General features: G+C 60.6%; 10 protein-coding genes and 1 pseudogene. 6 read left to right on the top strand and 5 right to left on the bottom strand.

Annotated elements, in window-relative coordinates; all coding sequences use genetic code 11:
- Nucleotides 1-75: hypothetical protein (locus ACLP4W_RS02345; protein WP_442383746.1), on the top strand; the 75-nt coding region annotated here is incomplete at its 5' end.
- A gap of 112 nt (nt 76-187) precedes the next feature.
- On the opposite strand, the gene ACLP4W_RS02340 is transcribed toward ACLP4W_RS02345, so the two are convergent.
- The 3 genes from ACLP4W_RS02340 to ACLP4W_RS02330 form a co-directional block, all read right to left on the bottom strand.
- On the bottom strand, nt 188-1,105 hold the full coding sequence (locus tag ACLP4W_RS02340) for a metal-dependent hydrolase (RefSeq protein WP_442383742.1): 918 nt from the start codon (nt 1,103-1,105) through the stop codon (nt 188-190).
- A gap of 284 nt (nt 1,106-1,389) precedes the next feature.
- Nucleotides 1,390-2,085 (bottom strand): TetR/AcrR family transcriptional regulator, encoded by a 696-nt coding sequence (locus ACLP4W_RS02335; protein WP_442383740.1) that lies wholly within the window; start codon nt 2,083-2,085, stop codon nt 1,390-1,392.
- Nucleotides 2,086-2,168: 83 nt separating this feature from the next.
- Nucleotides 2,169-3,317: a hypothetical protein gene (locus tag ACLP4W_RS02330; RefSeq protein WP_442383738.1), complete on the bottom strand. Its 1,149-nt coding sequence runs from the start codon at nt 3,315-3,317 to the stop codon at nt 2,169-2,171.
- A gap of 102 nt (nt 3,318-3,419) precedes the next feature.
- Here ACLP4W_RS02330 and ACLP4W_RS02325 point away from each other — a divergent pair, with 102 nt between their 5' ends.
- The 3 genes and pseudogenes from ACLP4W_RS02325 to ACLP4W_RS02315 all read left to right on the top strand — a co-directional run bounded on the left by ACLP4W_RS02325 (nt 3,420) and on the right by ACLP4W_RS02315 (nt 6,103).
- Complete coding sequence (locus ACLP4W_RS02325; RefSeq protein ID WP_442383736.1) at nt 3,420-4,592, top strand: aromatic ring-hydroxylating oxygenase subunit alpha; 1,173 nt, start codon at nt 3,420-3,422, stop codon at nt 4,590-4,592.
- A 232-nt stretch (nt 4,593-4,824) separates the two neighbouring features.
- A pseudogene (locus tag ACLP4W_RS02320) lies at nt 4,825-4,947 on the top strand (steroid 3-ketoacyl-CoA thiolase); the annotation flags it as partial.
- Nucleotides 4,948-5,161: 214 nt separating this feature from the next.
- Nucleotides 5,162-6,103, top strand: coding sequence for an alpha/beta hydrolase (locus ACLP4W_RS02315; RefSeq protein ID WP_442383734.1), 942 nt, complete (start codon nt 5,162-5,164; stop codon nt 6,101-6,103).
- Between the two features lie 11 nt (nt 6,104-6,114).
- Here the strand turns inward: ACLP4W_RS02315 and ACLP4W_RS02310 are convergent, their stop codons facing one another.
- Both ACLP4W_RS02310 and ACLP4W_RS02305 read right to left on the bottom strand, forming a co-directional pair.
- Nucleotides 6,115-6,408: a hypothetical protein gene (locus tag ACLP4W_RS02310; protein WP_442383732.1), complete on the bottom strand. Its 294-nt coding sequence runs from the start codon at nt 6,406-6,408 to the stop codon at nt 6,115-6,117.
- 6 nt (nt 6,409-6,414) lie between these two features.
- Nucleotides 6,415-6,723: a DUF3349 domain-containing protein gene (locus tag ACLP4W_RS02305; RefSeq protein WP_442383730.1), complete on the bottom strand. Its 309-nt coding sequence runs from the start codon at nt 6,721-6,723 to the stop codon at nt 6,415-6,417.
- A gap of 146 nt (nt 6,724-6,869) precedes the next feature.
- Between ACLP4W_RS02305 and phoU the strand changes: the two genes are divergently transcribed.
- Together phoU and ACLP4W_RS02295 are read left to right on the top strand one after the other, a co-directional pair.
- On the top strand, nt 6,870-7,523 hold the full coding sequence (phoU, locus tag ACLP4W_RS02300) for a phosphate signaling complex protein PhoU (RefSeq protein ID WP_442383728.1): 654 nt from the start codon (nt 6,870-6,872) through the stop codon (nt 7,521-7,523).
- Nucleotides 7,524-7,848: 325 nt separating this feature from the next.
- Nucleotides 7,849-7,985 (top strand): FAD-dependent monooxygenase (locus ACLP4W_RS02295; protein ID WP_442383744.1); only part of this gene is annotated, 137 nt, incomplete at its 3' end.

The raw sequence follows: 7,985 nt of genomic DNA, 5'->3' as shown, positions 1-7,985 counted from the left end.
GGTCGTTACGGGCTGCAGACGATGTGCGAGGGCGGCGGGATGGCCAACGCCACCATCATCGAGCGGCTGAGCTAAGCGGGTTCGCCGCCCAAGACCACACAGGGCACATGAGCCCTCGACCTAGTTAGGTCGGGGGCTCGTGCCCGCTGCTTATCGGACGAGCAGGATCCAACCCTCTACGGCTGTCTTACGCGGCTTGGCTGCCGTACCAGTGGGTGACATCATCGCCGCGCTCGTAGCGGTCGAACCACTGGTCTGCAAATGAGGGGAGGGCTTCGTCCGCAGGATCAAAGTACGGGTTTTGGCTGAAGATTAGTCCGCGTAACGCCTCGTGTTTGTCTTTGCGGCCAACCGCTTTGAGCATTGGTGGGGGGAGGGTGCGGGGCAGTCGATCCCGGCGCACGATGCTGCGGAGGTGCTCGCGGATTCGCCACGATACTGACATCACGCGAAGGTCCAATATTCGGTCGTTCTCGGGGACATGCGTATTAACGCCGTTCACGTAGATCGGAACGAGGGTGCCCATGATGTGCCGGATGACACTCGGAAGTACGCGCAAGCGATACATTCGCTTACCAACGACAGCGTCATAGATGACCAACGCCGAGCTGCGGTGTTCGACCTCTTCGACCATGTGCCATAGCAGCAACGAGGCCACACGGTCGTCCCCCGGCCGAAACATGATGTTCTCGTTGTCGAGTAAGAACTTGAACGAGGGCGTAAACGTCGCCTCCAAGTCAGCGATGTAGGCCAATCGGTATTCGAGAGGCTTCGTATCTGTCATTTGGTCGTACGAAGCCATGATCGCGTCCAAGGTGTCTTGTAAGCCCGGGTACCGCCGGATGAGGGCTGTGACGTGTTGGCGATGAGCGTTGGCGTGCTGGGCTTCCTGGCGAAGGAATGCGTTGGCCTCCGATGCCACGTCGGGGTCGGTGAAGTGTGGCTTAGCCTTCTGCACCGCGTCCACGATCATCTTCTCGAAGCAGATCGCAATAAACGACATCAGGTTGACGGCGTGCGAGAACGCCGGGTTATCGGGTTGCCAGACCATTGGCACCGGGGCTGCAAAGTCGAATCGCAGGCGGCGCACTTTCAAGTCAGTCATCAGCGCTCTCTCCTCGTCTGGCCGCAACAGATCGGGTCCGCCGACGCCGGTATTGGTCGTTCTCCGAGCGGTTTCTTGCATCTGACCGGAGATCGACCATACAAATCACGATATTGTATGGTCCAAGCAAGGTCAACCCGCGCCATCGTCCGCATAACCGGTGGGGATCGGACAAAAATGCCTCGAACACTGCGTCCACGCAGACTTGCAGACGAGTGTTGGTTTGCGATGCCTCGGCATGAAGCCGACACCATGCCTGGCCCGCGCTGTGAGACCGGGTCGTGTCAGGCGCTACTACGAGGCGACGCAGTCGTTCGACGCCTGCGTGGGCCACTCGCTGCGTGTGCGGGCTGTCGTGACATCGCATTCCGCGTGCTCTTGAGCTGTAGCCCCAGCACGACTGGCGTGACCCATTCATTCAAGTAATTGCGCAGTACGTTGTCTCGACGCGGTGGACGGCCAGGGTCGATCACAAGCGATTGCAATATGCGCAACATGTATTCGGTGAGCGCATCCAGTTTATCGTCGGTGATTCCAACCGCGCTCCAGTCAACGGCGAAGCGTTGCAACATGGTTCGCCCAAACGTCAGCGCGGTGTCCGAAGTGACTCCGGCGGCGAATGCGCCGCTGCGACCCGATGAGAGGAGCAACCCGAGGTACGGTTCCTCGGGCAAGCGTTCGAGCGTGTGGGCAATGGCCTCCACGACCGCCTCCGCAGGGTCGTGGATTTCGGCCAAATGGACGGTGAGGGCATCTAGGTAGGGTCCAGCTTCTGAGATGGCGGTCGCTACCAGCAGCGCATCGGTGCTTTGAAAGTAGCGATAGACCGTCTGGCGGGTGACGCCAAGCTCTCGCGCGATGTCAGTAATGCGTATCTCACTGCCATGTTTGTCAATCGCTCGCTTGGCAGCAGCGAGGATTCGGTCGATGGCCTCGGCGTCTGAGGCCGGTGCCGCGCCGGACCATCCGTGGGTGCGCATCAGTGGCCGTATTCATTCCGATAGCCATCAGCCATAGTTAGACGCTACTGGAATTCGTTGTGCGGTGCTGTTGCTCAGATCGCTCATTCTCGTCTGGGAATTGCGGTTGTCGCGAAGATGCTCTCCTGTGTTTGACCCGTCGTGCCCCAGTAACAGGCGACGACCAGAGCCACAGACAGAACGAAGGTAACCACGCCATAGGTGAGCGAGCCGGTCGGTGCGCCATCAGGCGTCACACCGTTTTCTGCCCGCAAATACTCGGGTAGTGCTGCTCCCCAGAACGTCACGCACGCAGCGAAATACACCGATACGCAGATCAGCGCAAAGTAGTCACGCTGAACGCCTGCGGGCACGAGAGACCGGTCGTGGCGGCGAGCCACGTACTCACGCCCTAGTACGACGCCGGACACCGCCCCGGCGGCTGCTATTAACAGCCACGTCCCGACCAGTCGTGCGGTGACGATAGGAACGCCAGCAAGGTTGAGCAGCGTCGCGGGTAGCGACGACAGAAACATGACCGGCCAAGTGAATATGCAGACCAACACGACGTTGCGCGTGACCCGCCATCCGCTCGGAGCGGGTTGCTTCGACACAATAAGGGTGAGCAAGGCCAAGCCGAACGGCACTCCCAGCGAGAACGCCTGGATATTCAAGTACGGAACTACACCGAGCGAAGGCACCGAGGTTGACAAGTCCTTGTTCCAAACCCACCAACGAAATTGGACTCCAACGGTGTCGACGACTTCGTAGAGGCAGTGGAACGCAAATGCCACGCAGGTAGCGCCAACGATGGCGTTGTGACGTTTGAAGATTCCCGTGCGCTGGATCAAGGCGTACGAGACGTAGGTGTAGACGGGATACATGGCCACGATGTAGAGCGGGAGCCGGTCGAACAGGAACTGCACCGAAAACTGATTGTGTACGAAGGTCAGGCCGAGCAAGTCTTGTAGGCCGAACCACTGAGGGAAATAGGCGATGGGCTCGACCATCAATAAGGCGAATATTGATGCGATCCAGACCACGAGGTTGGACGAATCGCCGTGTTCGCGACGCCAACGCAATGCATGGACCAAGCAGGCGACCGCCCCGACGATGAGAAGCACTTCGATAACTGGCATCGACCAGTGCTGCAACTTGAGAGGATTGGTCAGGGTGATGAATGGATTTCCGTCGCACTGCAATCCACCCAATCCGCGAGTGAGTCGTTCGTACTCGCCAGTACAGGTGTCCACAGCGACCCTCCGATGGTTGACACAGCAAGGCTAGACATCGACCATACACATACAGTAAATGTGTGGTCTAGATTTGATGATGCCTGTCGAAGGAGGAGCGCGATGGTCGCTACGACCGATAGTCCTGTGAGCGGCACCGATGAGGCGCTGACGCGACGAGGCTTGCGGCACGCCCTGGATGGAACGACGGACCTCGCCGAGCGTGAACTGAGGGTGCCACTGCACTACTACCGCGATCCGAAGATCACCGAGATTGAGCAGTCGCAGATTCTGCGCAGGGTGCCCTTGGCCATCGTCCCGTCCGCACAGGTGCCCGGAAGAAACGATTACGTGGTCCGCTCAGTGCTGGGGGATTCTCTGCTGGTGACCCGCGACCGCTCCGGTGCGAGCCACGTCTTTCTCAACTACTGCCGCCACCGTGGCGCAATGCCTGCCTGCGGATCGGGAAACGCATCACGATTTGTCTGCCCGTATCACGCCTGGACCTATAAGAACACCGGCGAATTGTTCATGGTTCCGGGCAAGGCCGGCTTCGATTCGATGAACACCAAAGACTACGGATTGGTGGAAATGCCGTCAGAGGAGCGACACGGCTTCATCTGGGCGGTACTGACCTCCGACGCCAGCATCGACCTCGACGCGCATCTCGGCGATTTCGGAGCCGAACTTGCTCTGTGGAACTACGACTCCTACGGCTATCACACAGAACGTGAGTTCAATTCTGCGGTGTCATGGAAGGGCGCGCTGGAAGCGTTCGCCGAGGGCTACCACTTCCCCTACGTCCACGGCCAGAGCCTCATCGGGCAGAACACGCTCGCCAACACGATGGTGTATGACGAGTTCGGCAAGCACCACCGGATCGGCTTTCCGTTCACGTGGATCACCAACGCGGATACCGACCCCGCCGTGTCGCTGGAACCGTTGGCGAACATGGGAGTGATCTACTGGGTCTATCCAAACCTCATCCTCGCTAACAGCCCTGTCGGCGTGGAAATCATCGACATATTGCCCGCCGGGGAACCGACCCGCTGCACGGTCCGCCACAGTTGGATGGGCCGAGTTCCTGCCACGACCGATGACATGAAGGCCGGATACGACGCGGTCTTTGAAGCGGTCCACGCAGCCGTCCGTGACGAAGACTTCGCGATGCTGCCCCAATGCGGCGAGTGTGTCAGACACGGACAGCACGACCACATGATCATCGGACGCAACGAGATTGGCGTCCAGCACATGATCAAGGTATTCGCCGAAGAACTGGGCGTGGCACTGGCATAACTAGGAGCCGCCCTAGCCGTGCGAGTATGCCCTCCGGTCGCAACATCCTTACGGGCACATGCCACTCTCCTTCGACGCCTCCGTCCTACGCCCGACCGATGACGCTCGACGACATTTCCGTCGAACGATGGTGAGCCGCTCTACTAGGCGAATTCGCCCGAGGGGGCTGAGCGTTCGACGCGGCGTCGGGGAAGCGAGAGGACGCGCCCCATTGCGCACCGTAAAGCCGACGCTCGCCTGGGCTCATGACACCGGGCCTGATCTGGCCAAGACGAACGTCAACGGCGGCGCCATTGCGATCGGTCACCCGCTGGGCGCCAGCGGTGCCCACATCATGACCACACTCGTCGAAGCTAATGCGAACGCGAAGCGGTGTCCGCTGGAGTCTTGTCGCTAACAACAGCCCGCTAGCCTGGACGGGTGTCCGGTCGGCGTGAAGGCGCGTACCAAGAAACAATCCTTCTCGGCTCGCGTCGCTTCACTGCTGCTGCGCGGCATTGGATGCCAACTCCACGACTGCGGTTCGATTGGGTTGGCTGGGACTCGCCATCCCGGGAAGGGCGTGCGATGTGTCCTATGCGATAGACCCTGAACTCGCCGAGTTTGCGGAGGCGGTATCAGGGATAACGGGCAGCGTTGCCTCGATGCGCAAGTCGGCCGCCATGTCCGCACACTTCACTCGACCGCCCGATCTAGACGGCGTGACAGTGGAAGATCGTCTGGTGCCCAGCGTCGGCGACGCCCCCGAAGTACCAGTGAGGATTTACCTTCCTCATCAACGCCGGTCCACTGCGTTGATCTACGACATTCACGGAGGGGGGTTCGTGTCCGGCGACTTGGCGCTCAATCACCCCGCCAACGTCTGCCTGGCGCGTGACCTCGGCGTCGCGGTCATGTCGGTGAACTACCGCCTCGCGCCCGAGACCCCCTTTCCCGGACCACTTCACGATGTGTACGGGGGTCTGAGTTGGGCCGCCGAGCATGCGACCGAACTCCGCATCTCGCCTCAACACTTCATCGTTCATGGCAGCAGCGCCGGCGCCGGCTTGGCCGCAACGTTGACGCACCTAGCTCGCGACCGGGGCGGCCCGCACATCGCTTTTCAGTTTCTGCTGACCCCCGAACTCGATGATCGACTTCACACACCAAGCATGCAGACCTGCATCGATACCCCAATCTGGAACCGGAGCATCGCCATCATGAGTTGGGATGCCTACCTTGGGTCAGACATCCGGGGCACCGACGCGGTGTCGCCCTATGCCGCTCCCGCCCGTGCCACCGACTTCAGTGGACTACCTCCGGCGTATATCTCGGTTGCCCAGTTCGATCCGCTGCGAGACGAAGCGATCGCCTACGCGCAAGCTCTCCTTCACGCGGGCGTTGGCTGCGAACTACATCTGTTCCCGGGCACATTTCACGGTTCCACGGCCGTGAAGACCGCCGCCATCACCCAGCGCGCACAGCATGAACTGCTCGGTGTAATGCGCACGATTATTGCGCGTATGCGCTAGCGAATTGGCGCTTAGCTCCGAGGGAACCGGGCATTCAGCGCGTTGAGCATTCTTCTCGCTTCGGCAATGCGTTCCCGCACCACCGCTAAACGCTCCGGAGGATCGACGTAACCTTCGGATTCACAACGGTGTTGCCACGCTGATTCGGCGTTGGTCACTTTCTTCTTCATCGTTGCGATCTCGCGGCGCAGCATTTTGGCGAAGAGTTGGGCCTGGACCCGCTCAGAACGTCGGGTGAGGGGAATGACCTTGGCAGCACTGGCGCTGTCCGTCGGTGGTTTATCACCCGTGTCCGTCGTTGCCACTAGCGTCTACCCCAGGAAACCCAGAGCATCTGTAACCGGCCAGCCAGCCGCAACGAGCCGACGCTTCACATGCTCGGCGTCTTCAGGCGAGGGCATGTCGTCGGTCAGCTTGGGAACCGCAAGTCGCACGTCAGTTCCCTCGACCGGCGTGTGTCCGGTGGACATTAATTCGGTAGCAACGGCTAAGACCTTGTCGTCGGCCAGGCGGCGGCGGAGCAGCGCCAAGAGGGGAATGTAGTCATTCGCCGGAACGCCCTCGGCGTAGCCCGCTCGCAGGAAGGCCACGATCCGCGTCAGCAAACCGGCCAGCGGCATTATTACCCCCTAGCACGAATTGCACTGCGATCAACATTTGTTCCCTGGACCGCCCAAAGCAAGTTCTTCAATTATCCGGCAAGATTGTGTTCATGACCAGTTCACTAGCGCCATTGCGCTGGGTCCACGCCCTATAGGGTGATGTCTTGCGCACGGCGTTCCATGGACAACTCGACTCGCTTACTGAAATGCTCAGCAAAATGTGCGGCCTCGCCGGATTGGCGATGGACCGTGCGACACAGGCGCTACTACACTCGGACCTGGCCATGGCCGAACAGGTTATTACCGACCATGACGAGCTTGCCCACCTGCAAACGCGCGCAGAGGAAGCTGCCTTTGTGTTGCTCGCGTTGCAAGCGCCTGTCGCGGGCGACCTGCGGCTCGTCGTTGGTTCCTTACAGAACGTGGCAGACGCTGAACGGATGGGCGCACTGGCACTCCACGTCGCGAAAATCGCTCGCCGCCGCCATCCCCACCGCGCCCTGCCCGACGAGGTCAAAGGCTACTTCGCCGAGATGGGACGGATTGCCGTAGACCTCGGCAACAGCGCCAAGGACGTGGTGCTATCGCGTGATCCGAAGCAAGCCGCTGAGATCAGCCGAGAGGACGATTCAATCGATCAGCTCCACCAGCGGCCATTCAGCGCCTTGATGGACGCAGAGTGGAAGCATGGCGTCGCAGCAGCCGGCGATGTCACCCTGCTGGGTCGGTTCTATGAACGCTTTGCGGACCACGCCGTGGAGATGGGCCGTCGTGTCGACTATGAGGCGACAGGGGAAGTTGGCTGGAGAGTGAAATAGCGGAGTAGCGTGAGGCACCAATGGAGTTGTCGCAGTACACAACTCGCACAGGCCAGCCGTTCCGGTCGCACTCCTGGCGGCACTCGGGCTCCTGGTCCTCGACCGACCGGCGCATGCTGGCGCAGCGCCTATGAGTTCCCATGCCCGCGCTTGTCGGGATAGGCATTGCCATGAACAAGTGTCGTTCGGGGGTTCTGCCCACGATGCGGCATGACACGATTGAGGGGCGTTTCGCAAGCTATCGGACAGCAGATAAACGCGGAGGTAACGCTGGTGGGTCGTGTTGCGGTGATCACCAGAGCCAGCCGGGAGTTGGGCGGGCCAAGTGATTGACGTCGTCATCGCGGGGGCAGGCCCGGATGGGCTGATGCTGGCCCGCGAACTGGGATTGGCCGGGATCCGGCCGGTGGTGTTAGATCCGATACCCGGCCCCAGCCCGCGGCCGAAGGTCAACCGCATTGT

Origin of the sequence: Mycobacterium sp. (genome assembly GCF_052145595.1) — a bacterium.
Lineage (GTDB): Bacteria > Actinomycetota > Actinomycetes > Mycobacteriales > Mycobacteriaceae > Mycobacterium.
The sequence above is the reverse complement of the archived record's forward strand: the minus strand, read 5'-3'. Positions and strand labels throughout refer to the sequence as shown.

Bases quoted from the DNA above. Each gene is read 5' to 3' on its own strand.
- ACLP4W_RS02340 (WP_442383742.1), bottom strand. From the start codon at position 1,105: ATGACTGACTTGAAAGTGCGCCGCCTGCGATTCGACTTTGCAGCCCCG.
- ACLP4W_RS02335 (WP_442383740.1), bottom strand. From the start codon at position 2,085: ATGCGCACCCACGGATGGTCCGGCGCGGCACCGGCCTCAGACGCCGAG.
- ACLP4W_RS02325 (WP_442383736.1), top strand. From the start codon at position 3,420: ATGGTCGCTACGACCGATAGTCCTGTGAGCGGCACCGATGAGGCGCTG.
- ACLP4W_RS02305 (WP_442383730.1), bottom strand. From the start codon at position 6,723: ATGCCGCTGGCCGGTTTGCTGACGCGGATCGTGGCCTTCCTGCGAGCG.